Origin of the sequence: Streptomyces sp. NPDC097619 (genome assembly GCF_040302735.1) — a bacterium.
Lineage (GTDB): Bacteria > Actinomycetota > Actinomycetes > Streptomycetales > Streptomycetaceae > Streptomyces.
Window position 1 is genome coordinate 1 of the sequence record NZ_JBEOSD010000128.1, and the last position, 24,918, is coordinate 24,918.

General features: G+C 71.9%; 28 protein-coding genes and 1 pseudogene. 17 read left to right on the forward strand and 12 right to left on the reverse strand.

The window, feature by feature from the left end; all coding sequences use genetic code 11:
- Together ABTZ17_RS27615 and ABTZ17_RS27620 are read left to right on the forward strand one after the other, a co-directional pair.
- Window positions 1-123, forward strand: a 123-nt coding sequence (locus ABTZ17_RS27615) for a sigma factor-like helix-turn-helix DNA-binding protein (RefSeq protein WP_352198471.1), incomplete at its 5' end; no start/stop codon positions are given.
- Window positions 124-926: 803 nt separating this feature from the next.
- On the forward strand, window positions 927-1,163 hold the full coding sequence (locus ABTZ17_RS27620) for a hypothetical protein (RefSeq protein ID WP_352198446.1): 237 nt from the start codon (window positions 927-929) through the stop codon (window positions 1,161-1,163).
- Window positions 1,164-1,188: 25 nt separating this feature from the next.
- Here ABTZ17_RS27620 and ABTZ17_RS27625 read toward each other — a convergent pair whose 3' ends face one another.
- Window positions 1,189-1,386, reverse strand: coding sequence for a hypothetical protein (locus ABTZ17_RS27625; RefSeq protein ID WP_352198447.1), 198 nt, complete (start codon window positions 1,384-1,386; stop codon window positions 1,189-1,191).
- A gap of 174 nt (window positions 1,387-1,560) precedes the next feature.
- On the opposite strand from ABTZ17_RS27625, the gene ABTZ17_RS27630 reads away from it, so the two are divergent.
- Together ABTZ17_RS27630 and ABTZ17_RS27635 are read left to right on the forward strand one after the other, a co-directional pair.
- Window positions 1,561-2,055, forward strand: coding sequence for a MarR family winged helix-turn-helix transcriptional regulator (locus ABTZ17_RS27630; protein WP_352198448.1), 495 nt, complete (start codon window positions 1,561-1,563; stop codon window positions 2,053-2,055).
- 14 nt (window positions 2,056-2,069) lie between these two features.
- Window positions 2,070-3,680 (forward strand): MDR family MFS transporter, encoded by a 1,611-nt coding sequence (locus ABTZ17_RS27635; RefSeq protein ID WP_352198449.1) that lies wholly within the window; start codon window positions 2,070-2,072, stop codon window positions 3,678-3,680.
- Between the two features lie 25 nt (window positions 3,681-3,705).
- On the opposite strand, the gene ABTZ17_RS27640 is transcribed toward ABTZ17_RS27635, so the two are convergent.
- From ABTZ17_RS27640 to ABTZ17_RS27680, 9 genes are all read right to left on the reverse strand, one after another.
- Window positions 3,706-4,416 carry a TetR/AcrR family transcriptional regulator gene (locus tag ABTZ17_RS27640; protein WP_352198450.1) on the reverse strand — a complete coding sequence of 237 codons (711 nt, stop codon included), beginning with the start codon at window positions 4,414-4,416 and terminating at the stop codon, window positions 3,706-3,708.
- A 102-nt stretch (window positions 4,417-4,518) separates the two neighbouring features.
- Window positions 4,519-6,711 carry an ArnT family glycosyltransferase gene (locus ABTZ17_RS27645; protein WP_352198451.1) on the reverse strand — a complete coding sequence of 731 codons (2,193 nt, stop codon included), beginning with the start codon at window positions 6,709-6,711 and terminating at the stop codon, window positions 4,519-4,521.
- Complete coding sequence (locus ABTZ17_RS27650; protein WP_352198452.1) at window positions 6,708-7,994, reverse strand: bifunctional glycosyltransferase family 2/GtrA family protein; 1,287 nt, start codon at window positions 7,992-7,994, stop codon at window positions 6,708-6,710. The genes ABTZ17_RS27645 and ABTZ17_RS27650 overlap by 4 nt, the downstream gene beginning before the upstream one ends.
- Before the next feature lie 25 nt (window positions 7,995-8,019).
- Window positions 8,020-9,672, reverse strand: coding sequence for a sensor histidine kinase (locus ABTZ17_RS27655; protein ID WP_352198453.1), 1,653 nt, complete (start codon window positions 9,670-9,672; stop codon window positions 8,020-8,022).
- Window positions 9,673-9,675: 3 nt separating this feature from the next.
- Entirely contained in the window at window positions 9,676-10,440 is a 765-nt protein-coding gene (locus ABTZ17_RS27660) for a response regulator transcription factor (protein ID WP_352198454.1), read from the reverse strand.
- A 144-nt stretch (window positions 10,441-10,584) separates the two neighbouring features.
- Window positions 10,585-11,589, reverse strand: a complete 1,005-nt coding sequence (locus ABTZ17_RS27665) for an amidohydrolase family protein (RefSeq protein WP_502994870.1) — start codon at window positions 11,587-11,589, stop codon at window positions 10,585-10,587.
- Window positions 11,573-11,917: an antibiotic biosynthesis monooxygenase family protein gene (locus ABTZ17_RS27670; protein WP_352198455.1), complete on the reverse strand. Its 345-nt coding sequence runs from the start codon at window positions 11,915-11,917 to the stop codon at window positions 11,573-11,575. The genes ABTZ17_RS27665 and ABTZ17_RS27670 overlap by 17 nt, the downstream gene beginning before the upstream one ends.
- 157 nt (window positions 11,918-12,074) lie before the next feature.
- The gene (locus ABTZ17_RS27675; protein ID WP_352198456.1) at window positions 12,075-12,962 is read right to left on the reverse strand and encodes a DUF2797 domain-containing protein; all 888 of its coding nucleotides are present in this window, start codon (window positions 12,960-12,962) and stop codon (window positions 12,075-12,077) included.
- Between the two features lie 113 nt (window positions 12,963-13,075).
- Window positions 13,076-13,516, reverse strand: coding sequence for an Lrp/AsnC family transcriptional regulator (locus ABTZ17_RS27680; protein WP_352198473.1), 441 nt, complete (start codon window positions 13,514-13,516; stop codon window positions 13,076-13,078).
- Window positions 13,517-13,619: 103 nt separating this feature from the next.
- On the opposite strand from ABTZ17_RS27680, the gene ABTZ17_RS27685 reads away from it, so the two are divergent.
- From ABTZ17_RS27685 to ABTZ17_RS27695, 3 genes are all read left to right on the forward strand, one after another.
- Window positions 13,620-14,630, forward strand: coding sequence for an SMP-30/gluconolactonase/LRE family protein (locus tag ABTZ17_RS27685; RefSeq protein WP_352198457.1), 1,011 nt, complete (start codon window positions 13,620-13,622; stop codon window positions 14,628-14,630).
- A gap of 287 nt (window positions 14,631-14,917) precedes the next feature.
- Complete coding sequence (locus ABTZ17_RS27690; RefSeq protein ID WP_352198458.1) at window positions 14,918-15,463, forward strand: DUF4365 domain-containing protein; 546 nt, start codon at window positions 14,918-14,920, stop codon at window positions 15,461-15,463.
- The gene (locus tag ABTZ17_RS27695; protein ID WP_352198459.1) at window positions 15,450-16,682 is read left to right on the forward strand and encodes a hypothetical protein; all 1,233 of its coding nucleotides are present in this window, start codon (window positions 15,450-15,452) and stop codon (window positions 16,680-16,682) included. Before ABTZ17_RS27690 ends, ABTZ17_RS27695 begins: the two co-directional genes overlap by 14 nt.
- A 475-nt stretch (window positions 16,683-17,157) precedes the next feature.
- On the opposite strand, the gene ABTZ17_RS27700 is transcribed toward ABTZ17_RS27695, so the two are convergent.
- Both ABTZ17_RS27700 and ABTZ17_RS27705 read right to left on the reverse strand, forming a co-directional pair.
- Window positions 17,158-17,841: a YdcF family protein gene (locus ABTZ17_RS27700; RefSeq protein ID WP_352198460.1), complete on the reverse strand. Its 684-nt coding sequence runs from the start codon at window positions 17,839-17,841 to the stop codon at window positions 17,158-17,160.
- Window positions 17,838-18,632, reverse strand: coding sequence for a GntR family transcriptional regulator (locus tag ABTZ17_RS27705; protein ID WP_352198461.1), 795 nt, complete (start codon window positions 18,630-18,632; stop codon window positions 17,838-17,840). The genes ABTZ17_RS27700 and ABTZ17_RS27705 overlap by 4 nt, the downstream gene beginning before the upstream one ends.
- 155 nt (window positions 18,633-18,787) lie before the next feature.
- Here ABTZ17_RS27705 and ABTZ17_RS27710 point away from each other — a divergent pair, with 155 nt between their 5' ends.
- From ABTZ17_RS27710 to ABTZ17_RS27755, 10 genes and pseudogenes are all read left to right on the forward strand, one after another.
- Window positions 18,788-19,120, forward strand: a complete 333-nt coding sequence (locus ABTZ17_RS27710) for an SCO3933 family regulatory protein (RefSeq protein WP_352198462.1) — start codon at window positions 18,788-18,790, stop codon at window positions 19,118-19,120.
- A 2-nt stretch (window positions 19,121-19,122) separates the two neighbouring features.
- Window positions 19,123-20,463: an FtsK/SpoIIIE domain-containing protein gene (locus ABTZ17_RS27715; RefSeq protein ID WP_352198463.1), complete on the forward strand. Its 1,341-nt coding sequence runs from the start codon at window positions 19,123-19,125 to the stop codon at window positions 20,461-20,463.
- Between the two features lie 78 nt (window positions 20,464-20,541).
- On the forward strand, window positions 20,542-21,231 hold the full coding sequence (locus tag ABTZ17_RS27720) for a DUF2637 domain-containing protein (RefSeq protein WP_352198464.1): 690 nt from the start codon (window positions 20,542-20,544) through the stop codon (window positions 21,229-21,231).
- Between the two features lie 15 nt (window positions 21,232-21,246).
- The gene (locus ABTZ17_RS27725; RefSeq protein WP_352198465.1) at window positions 21,247-21,432 is read left to right on the forward strand and encodes a mobile element transfer protein; all 186 of its coding nucleotides are present in this window, start codon (window positions 21,247-21,249) and stop codon (window positions 21,430-21,432) included.
- A gap of 11 nt (window positions 21,433-21,443) precedes the next feature.
- The gene (locus ABTZ17_RS27730) at window positions 21,444-21,752 is read left to right on the forward strand and encodes a SpdD-like protein (RefSeq protein WP_352198466.1); all 309 of its coding nucleotides are present in this window, start codon (window positions 21,444-21,446) and stop codon (window positions 21,750-21,752) included.
- Window positions 21,753-21,763: 11 nt separating this feature from the next.
- Window positions 21,764-21,997, forward strand: a complete 234-nt coding sequence (locus tag ABTZ17_RS27735) for a hypothetical protein (protein ID WP_352198467.1) — start codon at window positions 21,764-21,766, stop codon at window positions 21,995-21,997.
- A gap of 92 nt (window positions 21,998-22,089) precedes the next feature.
- The gene (locus ABTZ17_RS27740; RefSeq protein ID WP_352198468.1) at window positions 22,090-22,275 is read left to right on the forward strand and encodes a hypothetical protein; all 186 of its coding nucleotides are present in this window, start codon (window positions 22,090-22,092) and stop codon (window positions 22,273-22,275) included.
- 115 nt (window positions 22,276-22,390) lie between these two features.
- Entirely contained in the window at window positions 22,391-23,785 is a 1,395-nt protein-coding gene (repSA, locus tag ABTZ17_RS27745; RefSeq protein WP_352198469.1) for a replication initiator protein RepSA, read from the forward strand.
- Entirely contained in the window at window positions 23,782-23,988 is a 207-nt protein-coding gene (locus tag ABTZ17_RS27750; protein ID WP_352198470.1) for an excisionase family DNA-binding protein, read from the forward strand. The genes repSA and ABTZ17_RS27750 overlap by 4 nt, the downstream gene beginning before the upstream one ends.
- Window positions 23,976-24,918 (forward strand): annotated as a pseudogene (locus ABTZ17_RS27755) (site-specific integrase); the annotation flags it as partial. The gene ABTZ17_RS27750 and the pseudogene ABTZ17_RS27755, both read left to right, overlap by 13 nt.

The following is a 24,918-nucleotide window of genomic DNA, read 5'->3' on the forward strand; positions in this document are numbered from 1 at the left end:
CGGTTCTTCGCCAACATGACGCAGTCGCAGATCGGCGAGGAGGTCGGCATCTCCCAGATGCACGTCTCCCGACTGCTGACCCGCACCCTGGCCCAGCTCCGGCAGGGCCTGATCGGCGACTGACCGCTCACCCTCAGGGGCCCGGATCGGTCCTACGGGTTCCTCTTTGACGGGCCGTCAGCAACACTGGCGCGATGCGAAGGGGAACCCTGTACGCCGCCACGGCCGCGCTCGTCCTCGGCCCGGTCCTCCTGACCGGCTGCGGGGAGGGCGGCGACCCCGGCTACGCGGCCGTGGGCGCCGCCGGACCGGGGCGCGACCGCGCGGCGGGCGACCTCGTCCCGCCGGAATCAGGGGTCGAACTCCAACCGCTCCCCGGAGCCACGACACCGGGCGGCCCGCGGAGCGGAGCGCCGACCGGGCAGGCCCCGGGCAGCGTGACGGGCGGCGCGACCGGTGGGACGACGGGTGGCGCAGGGACCGGCGGGACCGGCGGGACTTCTGCGGGCACGTCCGTGGGCACGTCCGCGGCCGGCGGATCGGCGGCAGGCGGGTCCGCCGCCGGAGGCTCGGTCGGCGGCTCGTCCGTGGGCGGATCGGCGACAGGTGGGTCCGCGGCCGGGGGCTCGGCGGCCGGCGGATCGTCCACGGGTGGTGCGGCAGCCGGTGGGACGGCGTCCGGGGGCACCGCCTCGGGCGGTACGGCCACCGGGGGCTCCGGTAGCGGCGGGTCCTCGGGCGGCACCGGGAGCACGGGCGGATCGGGGTCCGGCGGCGCGGGCGGCGGGACCGGCGGGTCCTCCTCGGGCGGCAGCGGTGGGGGCACCCCCACCCCGCGACCGACTCCGAAACCGAGCCCGGCCGATCTCCGACTGGGCGCCCACGAACGCACCGCCACGGACCGTCGCTGGTGCGAGGACGTCTCCGTGCCCTTCCGCAACGCGGGCGGCACCGCGGTCCGTTCGGGCAGCGTCACCTTCGGCACGCACATCATCGGGGCCCTCGGCGTGGACTGGGCGACCATCACCTCGACCGCCGACCTGCCCGCACCGATCCGGGCCGGGGCCCGGGTGACGGAGACCTACCGGGTCTGCGTGGAGGCGTGGCGGGTGCCGCTCGGCATGCGCGTCGAGACCCGCGAGGTCACCGCCGACTGGAAGTGACCCCAGGGCCGACGCCGGATGCGGATCAGGCCAGGGCGAGCCAGGCCACGGCGGCGAGCACGACCACGGCCGCGACCACGCCGACGATCAGGCCCACGCGCGGGCCGGCGGCGCGCTGCACCTCCGGACGACGGGTCTCGCCCTCGTCGACGAAGGCGCGGAACATCTGGGTGCTGCCCGCGGGGTCGTAGTTGCCCTCGGGGCCCGGGGTGTTGTGTGCCATGCACGGGACCCTAGCGAACGGTCGCGCCGCGCCCAACCCCGGATCCGGCCCCGACCGGAGCGGGCCCCTCCTTCTTTTCCGTTTCCTTTACCGCCGGGATGCCCTTTTTCGTTTGCCTGTAGCAACCAACCGCTTCTATGGTTGCTCTAAGCAACGAGCTGGGGGAGGGCCGCCATGACCGCAGCCGCGCGGACCGCGAGGACGGCCGGCACGGCCCTGGAGGGCCCCCACGGTGATCACAGCGATCACGGGGCTCACGACGATCCGTACGCGGAGCTGGCCGGACGGCTGGCCGCCGTCGGGATGGTCAAGCGTGAACTCTCCCGCTCGCTGCCGCAGACCTGCCCGGCGGGCCCCGCCGCCGTCCTCAGCCTGCTGGGGCGGTACGGGGACATGCGGCTGAGCCCGCTCTCCGAGCTGCTCGGCGTGGACCTCTCCGTGACCAGCAGACACGTGGCGCACGTGGTGGCGCACGGCTGGACCGAGCGGCTGCCCGACCCGCGGGACGGGCGCTGCCGCATCCTCCGGATCACCCCGGCCGGGCGCGAGCTCCTCGACGAGCTGGGCTCGCGCTACTCGGCCGCCCTGCGGACGGCCCTCGTCGACTGGCCCACCGAGGACATCGGCACCCTCAACACCTTGCTGACCCGGCTCCGTTCGAGCTTCTGAACCTAAGGAAACACATGGCGACGACCACGCCCACCGGCGTACGGGGGGAGAGCCGGCCGGACACCACGTCCGACGGCACCCCCATGACACACCGGCAGATCATGGAAGCGCTCTCCGGGCTGATGCTCGGCATGTTCGTGGCGATCCTGTCGTCCACGATCGTCTCCAACGCGCTGCCGCAGATCATCACCGACCTCGGGGGCACCCAGTCCTCCTACACCTGGGTGGTCACCGCCGCCCTGCTCTCGATGACGGCGGCGACGCCGCTCTGGGGCAAGCTGGCCGACCTCTTCAGCAAGAAGCTGCTGGTCCAGATATCCCTGGTGATCTACGTGCTGGGCTCGGTGGTCGCGGGCCTGTCCCAGAACACCGGCATGCTCATCGCCTGCCGCGTGGTGCAGGGCATCGGCGTCGGCGGACTCTCGGCCCTGGCGCAGATCGTGATGGCCGCCATGATCTCCCCGCGCGAGCGCGGTCGGTACAGCGGTTACCTGGGCGCGGTCTTCGCCGTCGCCACCGTCGGCGGTCCGCTGCTGGGCGGCGTCATCACCGACACCGACTGGCTGGGCTGGCGCTGGTGCTTCTACGTGGGCGTGCCCTTCGCGGTGATCGCCCTGGTCGTCCTCCAGCGGACCCTGAACCTGCCCGTGGTGAAGCGGGACGTGAAGGTGGACTGGACGGGTGCCTTCCTGATCAGCGCGGCCGTCTCGCTGCTGCTCATCTGGGTCACGCAGGCCGGTGACTCGTACGACTGGATCTCGTGGCAGACCTGGGCGATGACGGGCGGCGCGGTCCTGCTCGGCCTGCTCTTCGTGTTCGTCGAGTCCCGGGCGAGCGACCCGATCATCCCGCTGCGGTTGTTCCGCAACCCCACCATCACCCTGGCCTCGGTGGCCTCGCTGTTCGTGGGCGTCGCGATGTTCTCCGGCACGGTCTTCTTCAGCCAGTACTTCCAACTGGCGCGCAACGAGTCCCCGACCATGTCGGGCGTGCTCACCATCCCGATGATCGGCGGGCTCTTCGTCTCCTCCACCGTCTCCGGGCAGGTCATCACCAAGACCGGCCGCTGGAAGCGCTGGCTGCTGGCGGGCGGCGTGCTCCTGACCGCGGGCATGGGCCTGCTGAGCGGGCTCCGCCACGACACCCCGTACTGGCACATCGCCGTGTTCATGGCCCTGACCGGCCTCGGGCTGGGCATGATGATGCAGAACCTGGTCCTGGCCACGCAGAACCAGGTGGCGCCCGAGGACCTCGGCGCGGCCAGCTCCGTGGTCACCTTCTTCCGCTCCCTCGGCGGCGCGATGGGCGTCTCCGCGCTCGGCGCGCTGATGGCGCACCAGGTCACCGGGTACGTCAAGGACGGCCTGGCGGCGCTGGGCCCGAAGGCCGCGGCCCTGGGCCACGGCGGCACCGGCGGCGGGGGCATCCCCGACCTGGACAAGCTGCCCGTGCCCTTCCGCGAGGTGATCGAGTCGGCGTACGGCCACGCGGTCGGGGACGTGTTCCTCTACGCGGCGCCGACGGCGCTGGCGGCCCTGCTGGTCGTGCTGTTCATCAAGGAAGTCGCCCTGAAGTCGAAGGTGTCGACCACGGAGCCGATGGCCGCGTCGGAGAGCCCGGCGTAGCACCGGCCCCGCCGGTCGGAGCCGCTCAGGTGCGCCGGCCGGCCCGGCCGGCCTGGGCTTCCAGCCCCGCGACGAGGACGTCCAGGGCGAAGCGGAAGTCCCCCTCGGGGGCCCGGCGCAGGGCCCCGCAGCCGTGCAGGAACTGCGAGACGGCCAGGTGGGCCCCGGCCCGCCCGGCCGCGGGCAGGCCGGTGGCCCCCAACAGGCGCTGGAGGGTGGCGTCGAAGGCCCGGGCGTGCGGGCCGATGTTGGGGTAGACGGCGGCGAGCGGCGGGACCCAGGGGTGGGCCTCCAGGAGGCCGCGGTAGCCGCGGGCCAGCTCGCGCAGCCCGGCGGTCCAGGCCGCCGGGCCGTCCGTGGGGCCGTCCGGGGTGGTGCCGGGGGCGGGAGCGTGCGGGCCCGGCGCTTCCGGACCGGCCGGTCGGGGGTCGACGGCCGTGGGGAGCGGGGTCTCTCCGAAGGCGGCGTCCAGGGCGAGTTCGAGCAGGTCGTCCTTGGTGTCCACGTACCAGTACAGGGACATCGCGGTGACCCCGAGCCCGGCGGCCAGACGCCGCATGGAGAAGCCGGCCAGTCCCTCGGCGTCGAGGAGCCGGACGCTGGCCGTGGTGATCTTCCCCCGGTCGAGGCCCGCGGGCTGCTCGCTGCGGCGTCTGCCCCCGCGCCCCCGGTCGGCGAGCCACACGCTGGTGCGCGCGGCGCCGTCGGTCCTGGCGGGGTCGGCCGCAGTCACCATGAGGCACCCTCTGTCATCCGGCGGGACGTCATCCGCGCGACGGCCCGGAATGCCCGGTCCGCCCTCTTGATGCTAGAGGGTGCCCCCGCTCCACGGGACCGTTCAGGACTTCGGATCCGTCAGGTCGTAGAGGGTGGTGCCGTCCACGGTGCGGGCCGTGAAGTTCTCGGTGACCCAGGTGGAGATGACCGTACTGACGGACCCGCCGGGTCCGCCGCCCCCGCGCATGCCGCCGCCTTCGGAGGCGCCGCCGATGTAGTAGTGGATGCGGCCCTGGGCCACGTACTCCTTGAACCGCTCCAGGGTCGGGGAGGGGTCGCTGCCGTTGAAGCCGCCGATCGGCATCACGGCCCGGCCGGTGGCCAGTTGGTAACCGGCCGCGTTCTGGGCCCCCGTGGTCGCGGCCACCCAGGTGTAGCGGTCGGCGTCGGCGCTCAGCGCCGTGCGGACCGCGGTGCCGACGGTGGTGCCGCCGAGCAGTCCGCCGGGGCCGCCGGTGCCCTGTCCGCCACGACCGTCCCCCCGGCCGCGGTTGCCGGTGCCGGCGCCCGTGCCGTCCGGGGTGCCGCCGCCGGGGAAGGTGCCCGGTCCCCCGGTGAAGCCGTCCGGGGGCATGGCCGGGAGGCCCTGGTCGTTGCCGTTGCCGGTGCCCTGGCCGGTGCCGGTGCCCGGGTTACCCGCTCCCGGGGCGTTTCGACCGGGGAAGCCGCCCGGGAAGCCGCCTTGGCCGCCGCCCGGCGGGCGGAAGCCGCGACCGCCGGGTCCGCCGCCGCCGGCGACGGCCGGGCCCGCCGTGACGATGGAGCCGGTGTGCCCCTCCGAGACCGTGGTCAGCGAGTAGGCCAGCGGGCCCGCGAGGGAGGCCGCGAGGCCGAGCCCCGCCGCCCACAGCGCGGCCCGTCGCACCAGCAGCCCGGCGGCCGCGGCCAGGCCCACCACCAGGACCGCCCAGCGCAGCCAGGGCAGGTAGCCCTCGGCGCGGCCGAGCAGGACGTACGACCAGAGGGCCGTCACCGCCACCGTGCCCGCCAGGGCCGCCCGCGCCGCGCGGGTGCCGCGCTCCTCCCAGAGGACGGCGGCCCCCATGGCCACCAGAGCGGCCAGGTAGGGGGCGAGGGCGACGGTGTAGTACTCGTGGAAGATGCCCTGCATGAAGCTGAACACCGCCAGGGTGACCAGCAGGCAGCCGCCCCAGGCCAGGAAGGCCGCCCGGGCCACGGAGTCCAGGGCCCCGGTGGCCCGACCGGCCCGGCGGGTCACCACCAGGCCCGCGACGAGCAGGATCAGGGCGGCGGGCAGCAGCCAGGCGATCTGACCGCCGATGTTGCCGGAGAAGAGCCGGTCGATGCCGGTCTCGCCCCAGCCCCCGCCACCGCCGCCACCCGGCCGGAACGCCTCCGCGGCACCGGCCGCGTCCCCGGTGGTGGGACGGGCCCCGCCGCCCACGCTCCCGATCTCCTCACCGTTGATCCGGCCGAGCCCGTTGTAGCCGAGGGTCAGCTCCAGGAAGGAGTTGTTCTGCGAGCCTCCGATGTAGGGCCGGGAGGCGTCGGGCCAGAGCTCCACCACGGCCACCCACCAGCCGCCCGCGACCACCATGGCCAGCCCCGACAGGAGCAGTTGACCGAGCCTGCGGCGCAGCCGGACCGGCGCGCACACCGCGTACACCAGGGTGAGTGGCGGCAGCACGAGGAAGGCCTGCAGGGTCTTGGTGAGGAAGGCCAGGCCCACGGCGGCACCCGCGGCCACCAGCCAGCCGGTCCGGCCGGCCTCCAGGGCCCGCAGCACGCAGTACACGGCCACCGTGAGCAGCAGGGTCAGCAGGGCGTCCGGGTTGTTGAAGCGGAACATCAGGGCGGCCACGGGGGTGAGGGCGAACACCGCACCGGCGAGCAGCCCGGCGGCCGCGCCGAACTGGCGTCGGACGGCGGCGAAGAGCACGGCCGTGGTGCCCACGCCCATCAGCACCTGCGGGACCAGGATCTGCCAGGACCCCAGCCCGAAGAGCCGGACGGAGAGGGCCATCGGCCACAGGGCGGCCGGGGGTTTGTCCACGGTGATGGAGTTCCCGGCGTCCGAGGAGCCGAAGAAGAAGGCCTTCCAGCTCTCCGAGCCGGCCTGCGCGGCGGCGGAGTAGAAGGAGTTGGCGTAGCCGGAGGCGCTCAGGTTCCAGAGGTAGAGCAGGGCCGTGCCGATCAGGAGGGCGGCCAGGGCCGCACGCTGCCGGCCGGGCCGGGCCGGATCGGCGAGGGGCGGCGGGACGGCGGGGGCGGTGACGGGTACGGCCGTGGTCATCGGTGGTCCTCGGTCTCGGTCGGGCGGGTGGTGGTCGGGAAGACCCAGGCGCGGAAGAGCAGGAACCGCAGCACGGTCGCGGCGAGGTTGGCGGTGATGAGCACGGCCAGCTCGGTGCTGTGGGCGGCGGGGACGGCGGCGGCGTCGAGGGCCGCCAGGGAACCGCTGGTGAGGGTCAGGCCGATGGCGAAGACCAGGAGTCCCTGGGCCTGGTGGCGCAGGGCCCGTTCGCGACCGCGGACCCCGAAGGTGAGGCGGCGGTTGGCGGCGGTGTTGGCGAGGGCGGAGAGCAGCAGCGCGGCGGCGTTCGCGATCTGTGGGCCGGTGCCGAGCCGGAAGAGGGAGTAGAGGGCCAGGTAGCAGAGGGTGGAGAGGATCCCGACGGCGCAGAAGCCGAGGAGCTGGCGGGCCAGTCCGCCGGGAACCCCGGTGAGGGCCCGGTCGCGGGGGTCGTCCCCGAAGGGCCGGGCCAGGCGGTCCAGGGGAAGGCCGCCGGTGGCCAGGGCCCGGCCCACGCGCCAGACCCCTTTGAGGTCCTCGGTGGCGGTGCGGACGAGGTGGACGCTGGAGTGCGGGTCGTCCACCCAGTCCACGGGCACCTCGTGGATGCGGAGTCCGGCGCGTTCGGCGAGGACGAGCATTTCGGTGTCGAAGAACCAGCCGGTGTCCTCGACCAGGGGCAGCAGCCGCTCGGCGACCTCGCGGCGGATGGCCTTGAACCCGCACTGGGCGTCGCTGAAGCGGGCGGCGAGGGAGGAACGCAGGATCAGGTTGTAGGCGCGGGAGATGAACTCGCGCTTGGGGCCGCGGACCACGCGGGCGGAGGGCGCCAGGCGGGTACCGATGGCGAGGTCGGAGTGGCCCGAGATGAGCGGGGCGACCAGCGGCAGCAGGGCGTTGAGGTCGGTGGAGAGGTCCACGTCCATGTAGGCGAGGACGGGGGAGCGGGAGGCCGACCACACGGTCCGCAGGGCCCGGCCGCGGCCCTTGAGCTCCAGCCGGTGGACGCGGACGCCGGGGAGGTCGGCGACGAGTCCGGCAGCGACCTCGGGGGTGCTGTCGGTGCTGGCGTTGTCGGCGACGGTGATCCGGAAGCTGTAGGGGAAGGTGCGGCCGAGGTGCTCGTGCAGTCTGCGGACGCAGGGCTCCAGGTCCTTCTCCTCGTTGTGGACCGGGATGACGACGTCCAGGACGGGCTCGCCGTGTTCACCGGACGTACCGTGCGCGGGGGCCGCCAGGGGCAGCCGGGCCGGAAGGGCCCCGGGGAAGGTGTCGGTGGGCATGGGACGACCTTCGGCGGGGGTGCTGTCACGGCTGTGTGGCGTGCCTGTGCTCGTGCTGTGAGCCGGTGCCGGGGTCCGAGGGCGGGGTGTCCGGATCGTGGCCGACGGCGGGCAGGAGTACGGAGAAGCGGGTCCGGCCCGGAGCGCTGTCGAGCAGGATGCGGCCCTCGTGGGCGGTGATCACGGCCTGGACGATGGCCAGGCCGAGGCCGGTGGAGCCGGCCTGGCGGGAGCGGGAGGCGTCCCCGCGGGCGAAGCGCTCGAAGACGTGGGGGAGCAGTTCGGAGGGGATGCCGGGCCCGTCGTCCTCGATGTCGATGCGCACCGCCGGGATCGGGCCGGTGGACGCGTCCGGGCCGGACAGGGGGGCCCGGCCGGCGGAAGCATCGGGGCCGGCCGTGGGGTCGGCGGTTGTTTCACGTGAAACACGCATGGTTTCACGTGAAACACGGACGGTGACCGTGGTGCGGGGCGGGGTGTGGGTGCGGGCGTTGGCGAGCAGGTTCACGAGCACCTGTTGGAGCCTGGCCTGGTCTGCGGTGACCAGCGGGGATTCCTCGGGGAGTTCGAGGCGCCAGTGGTGGGTGGGGCCTGCCGCGCGGGCGTCGCTGACGGCGTCCACGAGCAGGGGGACCGGGTCGGTGGGAATCCGGCAGAGCGGGCGGCCCGCGTCGAGGCGGGCCAGCAGCAGCAGGTCCTCGACCAGTCCGGTCATCCGGGTGGCCTCGGACTCGATGCGACCGAGGGCGTGCCGGGTGTCGGGGCCGGTCTCCTCCCGGCCGCGTCGGGTCAGCTCGGCGTAGCCGCGGATGGAGGCCAGGGGGGTGCGGAGTTCGTGGCTGGCGTCGGCGACGAAGCGACGGACCCGCATCTCGCTCTCCTGACGGGCGGCGAGGGCCGAACCCACGTGGCCCAGCATGCGGTTGAGGGCGGCCCCGACCTGCCCCACCTCGGTCCGAGGGTCCGCCTCCGCTTCGGGGACCCGTTCCGCTTCGAGGTCCTTGAGCGCCACGTCCCCGCTGTGCAGGGGGAGCTCGGAGACCCGGGTGGCGGTGGCCGCGACCCGGCGCAGCGGCCGCAGGGCCACCGAGACCAGGGCCTGCCCGGCCAGTCCCGCGGCGATCAGCCCGGCCGCGGTGACGCACACCTCGACCAGGATCAGCGTGCTGACCGTCGAACTGACCCCCTCCAGGGGGAAACCGATGAGATAGCTGCCGTCGGGGGCGGTCAGCACCCGGTACCGGCCCAGCTCCGGGAGTTCCACCTCGTCCACGCCGCCCCGGTGCTGCGCGGCGGCCCGGCTCAGCACCTCCTGCTGGGCGGCGGTGAGCGGGGTGCGGTGTCCGAAGTCGGGCCCGTCGGTGGGCACGCTGCGGGCCCCGGCCGTGACCTCTCCCTCCGGGTCCAGCCGCAGTCCGACGGTGCCGAGCGGGGAACCGGGGGTGATCACGAAACCGAGGGCCTCGGGCGTGCCGGGCTTCCCGCCCCGCGCCCCGGGCCCCCGGGAGGCCATCTCCACCGCCGCGACCAGCTGCTCGTCCAACCGGCTCACGAGGTAGCTGCGCAGGGCGAGGGCGGTGACCGTCCCGATCGAGGCGCCGACCACGGCGATCAGCGCCACCGCCGACACCACCAGCCGGGTCCGCAGGGACCACGGTCTGCGGACCCGGAACCGCACCGGCTACTCCCCCGGCTTGATGAGGTAGCCCGCCCCGCGGCGGGTGTGGATCATCGGGCTGCGGCCCGGCCCGGATTCGAGCTTGCGCCGCAGGTAGGAGATGTACAGCTCGACCACGTTGGCCTGGCCCCCGAAGTCGTAGGACCAGACGCGGTCCAGGATCTGGGCCTTGCTGAGGACCCGGCGGGGGTTGCGCATGAGGTACCGCAGCAGCTCGAACTCGGTGGCGGTCAGGTGGATCTCCTGACCGCCCCGGGTGACCTCGTGGCTGTCCTCGTCCAGGGTGAGGTCCCCGACCACCAGGACGGAGTCCCCGCGGGCGGCGGCAGCGGCCCCGGAGCGGCGGATCAGCCCGCGGAGCCGGGCCACGACCTCCTCCAGGCTGAAGGGCTTGGTGACGTAGTCGTCCCCGCCGGCGGTGAGGCCCGCGATGCGGTCCTCCACGGAGTCCTTGGCGGTGAGGAACAGCACGGGCACGTACGGGAGTTCCCGGCGGATCCGGCCCAGCACCGACAGCCCGTCCATGTCCGGGAGCATGATGTCCAGGATCACGGCGTCGGGCCGGAACGCGCGGGCGGCACGGATCGCCCCGGCCCCGTCCCCGGCGCTGCGCACCTCGCAGCCCTCGTAGCGCAGGGCCATGGAGAGCAGTTCGGAGAGCGCGTTCTCGTCGTCCACGACGAGCACCCGGCAGGGCCCGCCATCGGGCCGGACGAGGGCGGTCGGCGCGCTGGTCGTCGTATGCGTGGAAGCGGTCGTCGCGGTCATGGCACCACGCTGGGCGGGCCCGCTGAGATCCGTCTTGCGCTTGTCTGTGAATTGCCTGAGAAACGGCCCGGCCGCCCACGGGACGGGGGTACGCCCACCCGACGGGGTGCCGGCCAGGGCCTTGGCCCGGCTCGGAGCGGCCGGTCAGGCGGTGGGCAGCCCGAAGAGCCGGGCCCCGTTGTCGTGGCAGACCGCCCGCAGCCACTCCTCGCCCAGCTCCAGGCGCGCCAGGGCGTGCAGCTGCTCCTCGTAGCCGTACGGGACGTTGGGGAAGTCCGTGCCGAGCAGGATCCGGTCGCCGAGCGCGGCGAGCCGGGGGCGTTCGGCGGCCGGGAAGGACGCGAGCCGCTCGGCGAAGGCGGTGAAGGCCATGGTGGTGTCGAGCCGCACCCGTGGATGCCGCTCGGCGAGGTCCAGGAACTCCCGGTACTCGGGCATCCCCATGTGGGCGATGACCAGCGGAAGCCCCGGATGCCGGGCCAGCAGGGAGGCGATCGGACCGGGGCCGGTGTGCTTCCCGGGCGCGGGGCCCGAGCCGCAGTGGATCACCGTGGGCAGTCCCGCCTCGGCGAGCAACCCCCAGACCGGGTCGAGGAGCGGGTCCCCGGGGTCGTACCCGCCCACCTGCACGTGCGCCTTGAAGACCCGCGCCCCGCCCTCGACGGCCGCCCGGACGTAGCGGACCGCGTCCTCCTCCGGGAAGAAGGTGGCGGTGTGCAGGCAGTCGGGGGTGCGGTCGGCGAACCCGGCGGACCAGGAGTTCAGCCAGGCGGCCATGGCGGGCTTGTGCGGGTAGAGCATGGCGGTGAAGGCCCGGACCCCGAACCGGCGCAGCAGCTCGACCCGTTCCTCCTCGGCCCGCCGGTAGGTGATGGGCCAGGCCGTCCCGGTCAGCGGGCCGGCGGAGTCGAAGTACTCCCACACCTTGTCGAGGACCCGCCGGGGCATGAAGTGCGTGTGCACGTCGACCAGTCCGGGGAGCCCGAGGGCCCGGGTGAACTCCCGGACGGCCCGGACGGTCCGTTCCGTCCCCGCCGCCGAGTCCGGCCCGTCCCCCTCGGCGGGGGCATCCGGTGCCGGCTCGTGGCGGGGCTCCGGGTCGTGGTCGGATCCGGTGCCGTGGTCGGGGTGCTCAGTCCTGGCGCACAAAGCCGTGGCTCCGCTCGACCGTGCCGATGTGCAGGGTGTAGCTGTCGTACCACTCGGCGCGGCCCTGCCGCTGCGCCTCACGGTGCTCCAGGTCGGACCGCCAGGCGGCGAGGGCCGACTCGTCCCGGAAGTAGGCCACGGTGATGGACACCCCGCCGGGGGTGGCGGCGTTCTCGTGCCCCAGGTAGCCGGGGACCGCGGCGACCCGTTCGGTCATGCGGCGGGAGGTCTCCGCGTACGCGGCGCCCTCGGCGGCGGGGCCGCGGACGGAGGTGAAGACCGCCATCACATAGGGCGGTTCGAAGGCGGGAAGGGGGCGGTTGCTCATGGCCCCACCCTCCGCCGGGCCCTCGCCCGCTGTCCACGGGGAACCGGCCCGTCCGCCGGAAGGGATCCAAGATTTGACCTTCGCCCGGACCGCTCCCGGCCCCCGTCCCCCGCCGGGCGGGCGGCCCTCCTCCGTACGGTCAGAGCGCCCGCCCCGCTCAGAACAGCCCCTCCTGGGCCTCCCGTCGACCACCCGGCGGGCCCGGCACCGGCGACATCGACACCGTGGTCGCCGCCGCCGGAGGGGCCGCGACCAGCACCCAGCCGGCCAGCCGTCGCGCGTCCACCACCAGTCCATCCGCGAAGTGCAGGTCCGGCCCGGCCACTCCGGCCAGCTCCCCCCGGATCACGGCCCCGCCGGTCAACCCCTCCGCGACCGCCCGCGGCACCGGCAGCCGGTCCAGCCCGAACAGGGCGGAGTGGTCCACCGCCTCTCCCGGCAACGGCTCCAGCGACTCGGCCCAGCCGGGCAGCGCCAGGGACCGCGCGTGCAACTCCAGCACCTCGGCGGCCCGCTCCGGCCATGGCGGCAGCACCGCCCGCACGGCCCTCTTGTGGGCGTACGGGATCCGGTCCGGCACGCCCAGCGCCGCCCGCAGCAGCTCCTCGGTGCGCCGCGCCGCCATCAGCGGTCCCCGACCCAGCCAGCCGTAGGCCACCGCGCCCTGCTCCCGGAGCCGGGCCGGCCCCCGCTCCTCGGCGGTGATCCCGACCTTGACCATCCCCGGCCCGAACCACGCCAGGTACACCCGGTAGGTCCGCGGGTCGGCCGCGTTGGTGTCCGCGGCCACGGAGAAGGACCGGTCGAGCCGCGCGCATTCCGCGCACTGCGCCGAGCCCGCCCGCGCCGCGACCTCGGCGGCCGTCGGACACGGCGTGTGCCGCCCGCCCCGCCGCACGCCCAGGCACCGCCGCTCCCCCTCGGCGGCGAAGGCGAGGGCCAGCCCACCGGGCAGCGGGCTGCGGCGCTCGCCGCGCCCCGGGCCCCCGTACCAGCCCAGCGCCGGTACCGAACCGCTCCAGCTCACACCCGTGCAACGCCACATGCGCCCACCGTAGGTCCCGGCCCCGACACCCCCGCCTGATCCGGCCGGATCGCACCGGGCCCCGCCCGCGACGGCCGGTACCCCTCCCGGGCCCGGGCACCGGCCCCACGGCCTCAGAGCCGCGGGGGCACCGGACGTTCGAAGAAGGTCTCCAGCACCACCGTGGCCTGCGTCCCGCTCACGCCCTCGATCGCGTACAACCGCCGCAGCACGTCCTGGAGCCCTTCGGTGGTGGCCGAGCGGACCTTCACGAGCACGGCGGCCGATCCGGCGATGACGTGCGCCTCCTGGATCTCGGGGATCGCCTCGAAGGCCGCGCCCGAATCCCCCATCCAGACCGAGGAGTCCACCATCACGAAGGCCAGTACCCCGCGCCCGAGCGCCGCCGGATCCACGTCCACCGTGGTCCGGCGGATCACCCCGCGTTCCCGCAGCTTCCGCACCCGCTCGTGGGCCGCCCCCGCGGAGAGGCCCACCGCCCGCCCGAGGGCCGCGTACGCCTGACCGGCGTCCTCCTGGAGCAGGGCCAGCAGCGCCCGGTCGGTCTCGTCCACGTCCCGCACCCCTTCTCGAAGATCCTTGCGGAGACCGTATCCCATCCTGCAAGGTGAAGAAGAAACCGAACTCCATTCGGTCCACAGCGCTTCAGGGGGTTCCATGTCCGCCATCGCCGACCCGCACCTGTACGAGATCCTGGACGACCGCTTCCGCACCGGACGCTGCGCCAACGGCGACATGCGCCTGGAGCGCCTCCACGGGGACTGCCGCTGGGCCGAGGGCCCCCTCTACCTCCCGGCCTGGGGCCAGCTGATCTGGAGCGACATCCCCGCCGACCGCATGCTCCGCTGGGACGAGGCCACCGGCGCGGTGAGCACCTTCCGCTCCCCCGCCGGACACAGCAACGGCAACACCCTGGACCGCGAGGGCCGCCTGATCACCTGCGAGCAGGGCAACCGCCGGGTGACGCGCACCGAACCGGACGGCTCCCTCACCGTCCTCGCCGACCGCTTCGAGGGCCGGCGCCTCAACAGCCCGAACGACGCGGTGGTCCGCTCCGACGGCTCCATCTGGTTCTCCGACCCCGACTTCGGCATCACCAGCGACTACGAGGGCCACCGCGCCGAGCCGGAGATCGGCGGCTGCCACGTCTACCGCGTCGACCCCGCCACCGGCCGGGTCACCCTCGCCGCCGACGGCTTCGCGGGCCCGAACGGCCTGGTCTTCTCCCCCGACGAGCGCCGCCTCTACGTCTCGGACACCCGCGCCGGCCACATCCGCGCCTTCGAGGTCGGCCCGGACGGCGAGCTCAGCGGGGACCGCGTCTTCGTCGAAGCCCCCGCGGACGGCCGCAGCGCCTTCGACAACATCCGCTTCGACGACGCCGGCCGCCTGTGGGTGGCCGCGATGGAAGGGGGCGTCCACTGCTACGCCCCCGACGGCACCCTCATCGGCCGCATCCGCGTCCCGGAGCCCGTCTCGAACATCGCCTTCGGCGGCCCGAAGAACAACCGCCTCTTCATCACCGCCACCACCTCGCTCTACTCCCTGGTGCTCTCGGTGACCGGCCTCCCGCGTCCACAGGCCCTGACTCACGAAGAAGGCCCCGGACTCTCGTCCGGGGCCTTCTTTGCTGTGCACTCGGCAGGATTCGAACCTGCAACCTTCTGATCCGTAGCTCTACAGAGACCGGTCAGCGCCGGTCATTCCGGCCGCTTCCCGGCCGCTGAAGCCTGCCACGGGTCAGCGCGGGTTGCTGTGGTTGCGGTACGCGGCTGCTGTATGGGCACCCACTCGGCCCAACGCGGCGCCGCTAGCCCAGGATCAAGCCGTGGGGGCCCGATGTCACGTGCAGCAACTGATTTTTCACTATGGGCATCTTTACCTGATCTGTTGATCTAGCCTCCTGGCAAGGAGCGGAGCGCCGCGAGGCACGCCAGCGGGGAGGGCTAGAGCGCGTGGGTCGTATCGAGGCGGTGAACGACGACACCTTCACCGCTTGCATGGAGCAGCTCCAAGAGGGCTATGTCGCGGCTGTAGCGGCCACTGCCGGCTGCGCCATGGAGTCTGTCAGACGCGACATCTATGGTATGGATGCGTTGCTTGTGCGTCCTCCCGAACATGTCGGCAAGCAGGAGGTCAGTGTGTTCGCGCAGTTGAAGAACACGACGACACTCCGTCCTGACCCGGAGAAGAGCACCTTCGGCTACCAGTTGAAGAAGCGTGAGTACTTCGACCGGCTGGCACTCAAGCGCAAGGACCCAAAGGCGATCCTGATCGTCATGGCGACCTCGGTCAGGCAGGCTGACTGGACCACAGCGCACCACGATCGGCTCGAAGTCAGTCACTGCTGTTACTGGGTCTCACTTGAGGGGCAGACAGCCAAAGAGGGCGTCGAGAGCCCGACTGTCAAGATCCCAACGGCTAATATCTTCGACGCCAACGCGCTCACCAACATTCTCGACAAGCTGGATCGGGGTGAATCACTCAATGAATGTTCATGACGACGTATTCATTCCCGAGCACGTAGATCCAAACAAGCTCGCCCTCCTCCTCGAAGAGGTCGGCTGGAAATTTGTCGGCGGAAGAGACGGATCCTACGGAAGGTACGCTCCGCCACAAAATGCAAGAGCCGCAGAAACTCTTCTACTGCCACTGGATGGCGAAGCCCCAGAATTTTCGTTTCTCATGGATGCCGCACTTCGGCAACTCTCCGAGGATAGGGATCTATGGATTCGAACCATCTCACCCCGCCTTGCCACCAACATCGCCGACGAGTTTAAATTCCGAAAGGAATCATCTGCCCCGAGTGGACTCATCGCCTGGCGGGCGGGTGAGCAGCTCATCTCTTCGGCGCGACGCACGCTTCTCGCTGGAGCAAAATCCTACGTGGCGCCCATTCGGCACTACAGCAACAAATTCGGCCAGTTCGCCAATAGATATCTCGACTCCATCTTGATGGGGCAAACGGCCCCCGGTAGCTACATCGTAACCGCATACGCTCAGGCCGATTCCGCCGTCCCAATTCACGGCGGCATAAAGTCGTCGCCCGACCTCGTGGGTTCCAACGTTGCACAGTCGCGGCAGGTCAGCCTAGCTGTGATGAAGGCAGTGGAGGCAACCGTAGAAGCGGTTGAGCACTATCGCGGCCACAACTCCATGGCCGGTTTCGAACAGGGTGTCCACAACGGGGTTTCCTACGAGATGGCTACAGCCTTGATGGGAATGGCAGCAAACTCCGACGGCGCAGACATCTCTATCGACCTAAACCCGGCGCTACCCACTCCAGGCCTGAGGTCTTCGGTTCGTTTTGACCTCAAGGGGAGCGACGCACCCATCCTGGAAAAGGCGGCAAATGCCCTCGTTGAGCACGGGCCTGCCGAAATGGCGGTAATTTCCGGGCGAGTGCACCTACTCGCCAAAAAAGTCGCGGGAAGCCCAGGAGTGTTTGGGGTTGAGTCACTTTCCGGTAGCCAGCCTAAGAAAGTCCGCGTCCGTCTAGCCGAAGAGGATGATTATCACGAGGCCGTTCGCGCTCACGACGAGGACTTGGTGATCCGGGTAAGCGGCAACCTGGAGCGCGAAGGAACGCTGAATTGGCTTTATAACGCCAGGGTGGTCGAGACATTGGGGCCGATCGAGTATCTGATCCAGCGACCTGGGCGCATTAACCGGCAACCTGATGCCCAACTTGGTTTGTTCGAAGACGGTGGAGATAGCTGAGCCAGATACTGCCCGGAGGACACCGTCACCTCGCACCGCTGTCATCCCGTCTGCCGTCGACCCACACGGAGTGATAGCGGGGCAGGCTTCTGGGGCCCAGGTGGAGCGCCCCGCTGGACGAACGACCTGGGCCCCAGAAGCCTGGTCTGCTATGGCTTGCCTGGGTCGACGGCAGACGGGATGACAGCCCCCACCCTCACCACGAACCGGCCCGCGGACGCACGACGGGCCCCCGGCATCCCGGAGCCGGAGCGCCCCCGCCGGAGGCATCTGTCTTGACCGTCGGCCAGCCGATCGGAGCGGCGTCCTCCATCAAGCCCCTCAGCCAATTGGCGCGCGGCCGGCGCCCCGGGCTGGAGCGGGGCGCAGACAGGAGCGCAGGCCCGGGGCGACGGGCGCGCGACGCCGCCTTGGGCGGCGGAAGCGCCCTTGATGAGGTAGGGAAACCTGTAACAGGTCGCCGCGGCGTCGCCCGTCACCGCCCAGGATGGGCACCCGGCTGATGGGGCGTCTCCCGGACGAGCCGACTGGTGAAGCCTCGGTGGCGCAGCCGCTCGTAGGCCGCCGTGACCGGGGCAGGGACCTGCTGGCTGATCATGAAGCCCTGATCGGGGTAGACCAGGAGCCGCTGCAAGGCGCCCACGAGCATGTCGATGACCAGGCGGGCATCCCCGATCGAGTCGACGTACTCCGGCAAGGTCATCGGGCTGGACGCGCTGACGATCTCGATGTCGGGCCACAGCTTCCGGGCCGTGGCGTAGGCGCGGCGCTCCTCGTAGGGCTTGCTGACCAGGAGGACGGAGGACACCTCGACGCCCGCGTCCTCCAGAAGCTCCCGCGAGAAGCGGATGTTCTCACCCGTGTTCCGGGCCCGGGTCTCCACCAGGACTACCGGGCCGGGGACGCCCAGCTCCAAGGCCCTCTCGCGGTAGTGGACGGCCTCGCCCCGAGGCATTCGTTCGCGCGTGGTCGGGCTGCTGGCTCCGGTGAAGACAATCAAGGGGGCCATGCCGCGCTTGTAGAGGTGGACTGCCGCGTCGGCCACGCCCAAGTCGTGACTCCCGAGACCGATCACCACCGAACAGGGCTGCGGGGCATGGCCCATCTGGTGGTAGTCCCAGATGAGCTGGGTGTCAGCCCAGTCCTGTGTCGAGGTCACTCCTGGCCTTCCCTGTCCTTCGCCGAGTCGGGCACCTGGAAGTCGTACTCCCAGGAGAAGCGCGAGGCCGCGTGCACCCCGAGGGCGAATTCGACCACGGTGCCGTCGGCGGTGCGGGTCGTTCGGTGCAGCTCGACCACCGGTTCGCCCGGAGGAAGCTGCAGGAGCTTCACCTCGTCGGCCGTGGGAACGCGGGCGAAGATCCGCTCCTTCATGTGGTCGATCTCGTAGCCCGCGTCGTACAGCACCCGGAAGCCACCGCCGCGGCCTGCGGGACCCGGCGTCGGGTCGACCAAGCGGGTGCCCTCGACGTGCTCCGGACGGTAGTAGCTCGTCAGCGTGTGGGTCGGCTGATCGCCTTCCTTGACGAGCCGAGCTCGGGCATAGAGCTGGGCGCCGGCGGGGAGTCCGTGTGCTGCTGCGGCCTCTGGCGGCGCTTCGACAAGGCTCACCGACTGGGTCTGCTCGTTGCGGCGGTACGCCCGCCCTGAGGCCACGCGGTCCGCGATGAAGGCGACTTCGTCTCCGTCGCGCCACTTGGCCTTGTCGTAGCGGGCGATGCCGAGGCGCTTCAGCGGGACCTGCTCCCGAACGACGGTGCCGTGGCCGCGAGACGAGGTGACCAGCCCTTCCGTTTCGAGCGCCTTGTAGGCGGCGTTCACGGTGGCCTTGGAGCCTTCACCGGCCTCGACCAGATCCCTGATGTGCGGCAAGCGCTCACCCGGGGCGTACTCGCCCTTCCTGATCCGGTCAGCCAGCTTGTCGGCCAGCTCTCTCCACTTCGGCGCCATCTCGACCTCTCTTGTCGGCCTCAAGTCAAACACAGTCCTAGGACTGTTGACAGTCCTAGGACTGCGCTGCACTATCTACTCAAGCGCTCGCAGTCCTAGGACAGCGAGTAGTTGAGGCCCTTCTTTGGGCTGCTCCGACAACGCTGGAGGTAGTGATGCCGTCGTTCAAGGTGGACACGTCGACCGCGGTGGTGTTCGTGGCCACGGCCCCCGTTCCCAAGCTCGTGAGCAAGCAGACCGGTGAACGTGCTATGGACCGGGAGACCGGTGCGGGCCTGTCGACCGTGGGGCTGCTGATCTCGGACGAGGGGGAGGGAAACCTCTACCAGGTGACCGTTCCGGAGACCGGCCTCCCGGAGGGCCTGATGCCGGGTACCCCGGTCTCGGTGATCGGGCTGAAGGCTCGGGACTGGGAGAACACGTTCAACGGCCAGACCCGGCACGGGATCTCCTTCCGCGCCGTCGCCGTGACGCCGGTCGGGGTCTGACCATGACGGACCCGTCGACGTTATGGGAGGTCGGCCTCCCCCTCGCCGGGGCCGGTGGCCTCGGCATCGCGAAGTACCGGGCCCCACGGGTCTTCTGGACCCTGGTCGGGCTCCCGATCGCACAGGCACGGCTCGCGATGACCTACCACTCCACCATGGACGTGTGCGGGCTGACGGTACAGCCGTCGCGGTTTCGGTCGTTCGTGGTCCGCACCGTCGCCCGTCGCAACGACGTGCAGCCGGTCCCGCCGAAGATCCGTCGGGTGCGGGGCTCATCGACCGGGATGCGGGTCACCCTGCGTCTCCCGGCGGGGTTGGAGCCCGCCGACGTGGCCGCCGCCTCCGAACGGCTCCGGCACGCCTGGGGCGTCCACTCGATCAACGTCGTCGAGATCAAGCCCGGGTTCGTGGAACTGCGGATGACCGGTTACGACGTATTACGCCGGGTGAAGCTGCCCCACCGGGCCCCTGAAGGGCTGCTCAGAGTCCCGGTCGCGCTCCGCGAGGACGGCACCGCCTACGTCCGGGACTACCTCAAGGTGCCTCACGCGCTGACGCTCGGCGCCAACCAGTCGGGCAAGTCGATGTACCAGCGGAACCTGATCGCCGGACTCGCCCGGCTCCCGGTCGCGCTGGTCGGTATCGACTGCAAGCGCGGTGTGGAGCAGCGTGGTTACGCACCCCGGCTCTCCGCCCTCGCGGTCACACCCGCCGAGGCGTCCGGGCTCCTGGACGCCCTGGTGGGCGAGATGGAAGACCGCTTCGACCTCCTCAGCGAGCATGGAGCCGCGGACGTGTGGACCCTGCCCGAACGGGTCCGCCCCGTCCCGGTCGTGGTCCTGGTGGACGAGGTCGCGGAGCTGTTCCTCATCGCGAGCAGGAAGGACGAGGAGCGTCGGGACCGGATGGTCACGCAGATGATCCGGCTCGGTCAGATGGCCCGTGCCGCCGGGATCTACCTGGAGGTCTGCGGGCAGCGCTTCGGCTCCGACCTGGGCAAGGGCGCCACCACGCTCCGGGCCCAGCTCACCGGGCGGGTGGTGCACCGCGTCAACGACAAGCAGACAGCGGACATGGGCCTGGGCGACATCGCCCCCGATGCGGTCTCGGCCGTGACGACGATCCCGGCTGACCGGCCCGGCGTCGCGGTGGCCGGAGACTCCTCCGGCGGCTGGTCCCGCATCCGCACCCCCGCCCTCAGTGCTTCGAAGGCCGCGGCGATCTGTGCCCGGTACGCGGATCTCACCCCGCACATCCCGGCCCTGGCGCCGTACCGGCCCGCCGTCCCGGTCCACACGGCCGGGAGCCCGCCGGTGGTGACGCCGGTCCCCGCCACGGAGTGACGCTCCTCCCCCTTCGGTCGGCGTGACCGCATCACGCCAGGTCCCTACCCGACCCATGCCCGAAAGGAAGGTGACCCCGTGTCCCGCTCCGTCCGCCTGGACGCCGTGCTCGTACAGGCCGTCATCGCCGGAGCCCTCTCCTTCGCCCACCTCCACGACTTGGCCGAAGCGGCCGGACAGACCGGCTGGAAGGCGTGGGCCTACCCGGTCAGCGTGGACCTGCTGCTTGTCGCGGCCTGGCGCCGGATGCGTACCGACGCGGGCAACCGGGACGCCTGGCTGTGGTTCGCCATCGCCCTCGTGGCCTCACTGGGTGCCAATGTCGCCACCGCCGGGCTCCTGGACATGGACTCGGTCCCGCCGTGGCTGCGGATCCTCGTTGCCGGATGGCCTGCCATCGCCTTCCTCGGCGGCACGCTCCTGGCGCACTCGCAGACGCCGGACCCCACACCCGACGTACCGGCCGAACCGGATCCAGCACCCGAACCGGAGGTGAACCTCACGGTCGAACGAGCCCCGGACCCGGTCCCCGAGTTGACCCCGGCCCCCACCCGGAAGGAACCCGAAGCGGAACCCCCGACCCCGCCCTTCCGGCCCCCGGCCTCCCCGACCACGGCATCAGTGCCGCCCGCCCTGCTCGACCACGCCCGGAAGATCGCGGATTCGCACCGGGCCCGGACCGGGACGGCGATCGACGCGGCCACCCTGCGCAGCCGCCTCGGAGTACCCGCCGCTCTGGCCGACTCCATCGCCGTCCAGCTCACCTGATCCGAAAGGGGAACTGTGCGTCCGAACCGCTTCCACAACATCGTCCGCTTCGGACCGGTCCACGTCGGAACCCACCACGACGGCCGCGGCCGTACCCGGCACACCGCCGTGTGCACCGCTCCCGGCTGCGACTTCTCCGCCGACTACCCCACCCGCGCGGGCGCCGAACTCGCCGCCCGGACACACCGCTGCAAGGCATGAGAGGAGACACCGTGCTCAACCCCAAGTACCCGCGACCGGACACCTACGTCCCGCTCCAGCAGCCCGTCCCCGATCACCCCACGGCCCCAGCCCCCGTCCCGGCACCGGCCCGCACGCCGGTCCCGCTCGCCCCCGCCCGGGCCACGGTCCAGCTCACCCCCGGGACCGCCGTCGCCCTGGTCGCCACGGGCGCGGGACTGGTCCTGGTCGTCGGCACCGTCCTGGTCTCGCTGCTGCTCGCGGTCGCCGTCACCGCGGCGTCCGTCACGGTCTGCGCCGTCGTTCTCCGCTCGCTCCTGAACTCCTCCAACCGCCGCTGAAGGGAACTCTCATGGGCCTGTTCCGCCGCAAGACGAACGACTCCGCCCCGGCCGACCCGCAGATGACCGAGCTCGGCCGGGAGTACGCCAATGCCCGGCGCCACGGCGACCGCAAGACGATGAAGAAGATCCAGCGGGAGATCGAGAACAGCGACGCGGACCTGACCGCCTTCGCCGACGGGGCCGGCGCCTACGACGCGATCCCGCCCGGCTACTCCAAGCCCCGCCGCAACCGCCGCCGCTGAACCGGCACCGGGACGGCCAACAACCGCCAAGAAGTCCGCCGTCCCGGCGCCGTGCTCCTGCCCGAACCAACGATCCGGAAGGAAGCACCATCATGGCCCAGCACACTCTTGCCCGGGGACGCGTCTGCCCCGACTGCGACGGCTTCCCCGTCGTCCACATCACCACCGGCACCACCGCCCCCGGCGGGGGACGGAACACGCTCGCCGCCACCTGCCCGGCCTGCCACGGCACCGGCACCCGGTCCACCCGCACCACGACCGCGGGGGTGTCGGCGTAGTGGGGATCTCCAACCTCAAGAACGAGGTCGAGACCACGTGGCCGGTCCAGAACGAACGGGGAATCCCCGGACCCTCCTTCGACACGAACGGCACCCCCCAGCGGAGGCACCGGTAGTGACGGACTCCCCCGCCGTGGCGGGCCTGGACCCGGCCACCCTGGGCGACCTGCTCAGGGTGGCCGGGTCCCCCGGCTTCGACCGCCTCCACGAACAGATCCGCCGCACGGGCGGATGCACCGCGCCCGTCCGCCTCTCCGGCGGCACCAAGCTCCTCGACCCGGGCACCGGCACCGTCGTCCACGCCTACACCACGGACTCCGAGCCGGGCGGCGTGCTCCGCGTCGCGTGCGGCAACCGTCGCGCCTCCCGCTGCCCGTCCTGCGCCTGGACCTACGCGGGCGACACGTACCACCTGATCCGCGCCGGACTCGTCGGCGCACCCGACAAGGGCACCCCCAGCACCGTCCGCGACCACCCCCGGGTCTTCGCCACCCTCACAGCCCCCTCCTTCGGTCCCGTCCACAACCGTCCCGGAACCCGGCCCTGCCGCTGCGGCACCCTTCACCCCGAAGACGCGCCCGAACTCGGCACCCCCCTCGACCCGGACCGCTACGACTACGCCGCGGCCGTCCTCTGGAACAACCACGCCTCCGAGCTGTGGCGCTACTTCACGATCTATCTCCGCCGAGAGATCGCCGCCCGCGCCGGACTGACCCAGAAGGCTGCCCGCGAACAGTCCAAGGTCTCCTTCGGAAAGGTCGCGGAGTACCAGAAACGTGGGGCGGTCCATTTCCACGCCGTGATCCGCTTCGACGGACCGGACGGCCCCCATACCCCGCCGCCGCCCTGGGCCACCCTCGGCCTCCTCACCGACGCCATCAGGGCCGCCGCGGCCCGCGCCCGCGTCACCGTCCCGGCCCGGCCCGACCATGGCGTCGACCAGGACCTGACCCTGCGCTGGGGTGACCAGCTCGACGTTCAGCCCATCGGCGCCTTCGGCCGAGGCGAAGACCTCACCGAACAGGCCGTGGCCTCCTACGTCGCCAAGTACGCCACCAAGGCCGCCGAGACAACGGGCACCGTGGACCACCCGGTGGGCAACAAGGAAGCCCTGGTCCTCCTCGGTGTCCCCGAACACCCTCGGCGCCTGATGGAAGCCTGCATGGACCTCGACCGGGCGTACCCGGACCGGCGCCTGCGGGCCTGGGCCCACATGCTCGGCTTCCGCGGCCACTTCTCCACCAAGTCCCGCGCCTACTCGACCACCCTCGGGGCGTTACGGCAGGTCCGCGCCGACTACCGGGCCGCCCAACAGCGCGCCGCCCTGGGGCTGCCCGACCCCGACGAGAATCCGGAAGCCACCCTCCTCGTGATCGCCCAATGGTCCTACGCGGGCCACGGCGCCACCCCCGGCGAATCCTGGCTCGCCTCGAACGTCCGCCGGGACCTCCAGTACAACCGCGAACACGCCCGCGAGATCCGAGCCGAACTGGAAGGCACCGACCGATGAACACGACCGTCATCAGCCCGAAGTGGCTCACCACGGCAGAGGTCGCCGTGTTGCTCCGGTTCGGGTTGTCCAAGACCAAGATGCTGATCCTGGAGGGGGAGATCCGCTCGGTGAAGGTCGGGCGCAACCGCCGCATCCTGCCCTCCTGGGTGGACGACTACGTGGCGCGGGTGACGGCCGACCCCGAGGGATGGTCCGCATGACCGGGAAGCGCCCCAATGGGGAAGGGTCCATCTACCCGTACAAGTCCGGGTACGCCGCGTACGCCTGGGTGGACACGCCGGACGGCAAGCGCAAGCGGCAGTACGTGTACGGCAAGACCCGGGAAGAGGTCCACGACAAGTGGATCAGCCTGCACGCGGCAGCGAAGAAGGGGCCCGTCGCCACCCGGCACCGACGCTCTCGGCCTTCCTCGGCTACTGGCTCGCCGAGATCGTGAAGCCCAACCTGGCGCCGCTGTCGTACGTGTCCTACGAGGGCTACGTCCGGCTGTACATCGCTCCGCACCTGGGCGCCAAGCGGCTGGACAAGCTCACGGTCCGCGATGTCCGGGCGTGGCTGAACCGGCTCGCGGAGGTCTGCCAATGCTGCGCGCAGGGCAAGGACCGGCGTCGGCGGGTCCCTCGTTGCTGCGCCGCCGGGGAGTGCTGCGCGTCCGTGCCGTCCCGGCGGCTCGTCCAGGGGGCCAGGGACGCCCTGCGGGCCGCCCTCACCCACGCCGTCCAGGAGGAGGAGATCGGGAAGAACGTCGCCTCGCTCGTGACCGTGCCCAAGCCCCGGCGGAAGCGCGTCAAGCCGTGGTCCGTCTCGGAGGCCGGTGGCTTCCTGGCCGATGCCGCGGCCCGGGACGACCACCTGTTCGCGGCCTGGGTCCTGGTGCTCTGCCTCGGCCTGCGCCGCGGTGAGGTGCTGGGCCTCACCTGGGACGCCATCGACTTCGAGGCCGGCGAGCTGTACGTGGGCCGACAGATCCAACGGGCGGGCAGGCAGATCCTGCACCGGGAGACCAAGACGGAGGACTCGGACGACTACCTGCCGCTGCCCGCCCTGTGCCTGAGGGCGCTCCGGATCCGGCGCGCACAGCAGCTGGGCGACCGCAAGGCGGCCGGGGAGCTCTGGCAGGACGGCCGCGG

Coding starts and splice junctions, on each gene's coding strand:
- ABTZ17_RS27740 (WP_352198468.1), top strand. CDS start 22,090: ATGGCCCAGCACACTCTTGCCCGGGGACGCGTCTGCCCCGACTGCGAC.
- ABTZ17_RS27640 (WP_352198450.1), bottom strand. CDS start 4,416: ATGGTGACTGCGGCCGACCCCGCCAGGACCGACGGCGCCGCGCGCACC.
- ABTZ17_RS27715 (WP_352198463.1), top strand. CDS start 19,123: ATGACGGACCCGTCGACGTTATGGGAGGTCGGCCTCCCCCTCGCCGGG.
- ABTZ17_RS27750 (WP_352198470.1), top strand. CDS start 23,782: ATGAACACGACCGTCATCAGCCCGAAGTGGCTCACCACGGCAGAGGTC.
- ABTZ17_RS27650 (WP_352198452.1), bottom strand. CDS start 7,994: ATGCCCACCGACACCTTCCCCGGGGCCCTTCCGGCCCGGCTGCCCCTG.
- ABTZ17_RS27660 (WP_352198454.1), bottom strand. CDS start 10,440: ATGACCGCGACGACCGCTTCCACGCATACGACGACCAGCGCGCCGACC.
- ABTZ17_RS27625 (WP_352198447.1), bottom strand. CDS start 1,386: ATGGCACACAACACCCCGGGCCCCGAGGGCAACTACGACCCCGCGGGC.
- ABTZ17_RS27735 (WP_352198467.1), top strand. CDS start 21,764: ATGGGCCTGTTCCGCCGCAAGACGAACGACTCCGCCCCGGCCGACCCG.
- ABTZ17_RS27685 (WP_352198457.1), top strand. CDS start 13,620: ATGTCCGCCATCGCCGACCCGCACCTGTACGAGATCCTGGACGACCGC.
- ABTZ17_RS27670 (WP_352198455.1), bottom strand. CDS start 11,917: ATGAGCAACCGCCCCCTTCCCGCCTTCGAACCGCCCTATGTGATGGCG.
- ABTZ17_RS27710 (WP_352198462.1), top strand. CDS start 18,788: ATGCCGTCGTTCAAGGTGGACACGTCGACCGCGGTGGTGTTCGTGGCC.
- ABTZ17_RS27705 (WP_352198461.1), bottom strand. CDS start 18,632: ATGGCGCCGAAGTGGAGAGAGCTGGCCGACAAGCTGGCTGACCGGATC.
- ABTZ17_RS27630 (WP_352198448.1), top strand. CDS start 1,561: ATGACCGCAGCCGCGCGGACCGCGAGGACGGCCGGCACGGCCCTGGAG.
- ABTZ17_RS27645 (WP_352198451.1), bottom strand. CDS start 6,711: ATGACCACGGCCGTACCCGTCACCGCCCCCGCCGTCCCGCCGCCCCTC.
- ABTZ17_RS27695 (WP_352198459.1), top strand. CDS start 15,450: ATGAATGTTCATGACGACGTATTCATTCCCGAGCACGTAGATCCAAAC.
- ABTZ17_RS27635 (WP_352198449.1), top strand. CDS start 2,070: ATGGCGACGACCACGCCCACCGGCGTACGGGGGGAGAGCCGGCCGGAC.
- ABTZ17_RS27675 (WP_352198456.1), bottom strand. CDS start 12,962: ATGTGGCGTTGCACGGGTGTGAGCTGGAGCGGTTCGGTACCGGCGCTG.